General features: G+C 66.5%; 1 protein-coding gene. It reads left to right on the forward strand.

Features of this window, described 5'->3' with window-relative positions:
- Positions 1 to 26 precede the first annotated feature (26 nt).
- Positions 27 to 272 (forward strand): acyl carrier protein (locus ADK60_RS27725; protein WP_234371293.1); only part of this gene is annotated, 246 nt, incomplete at its 3' end.

Genomic DNA, 272 nt, shown 5'->3' on the forward strand with positions numbered 1-272 from the left:
TGACTGACAGGGGAGTGGGTGTGCGGGTGTCGGACGAGGACATCGAGCGGTGGTTGATGGAGCGGGTGTCCTACTACCTGGAGACGCCGGTGGGGGAGATCGATCCGGGTGTCTCGCTCGCCGAGTACGGGTTGGAGTCGGTGTACGCCTTCGCGTTGTGCGGGGACATCGAGGACAACCTGGGTGTGACCGTGGAGCCGACCCTGGTGTGGGACGTCGACACGGTGGCGGCTCTGACCGTTCACCTGGCCGGCCTGGTGGCCGAACTGCCC

The organism is Streptomyces sp. XY431 (assembly GCF_001279805.1).
Classification (GTDB): domain Bacteria; phylum Actinomycetota; class Actinomycetes; order Streptomycetales; family Streptomycetaceae; genus Kitasatospora; species Kitasatospora purpeofusca.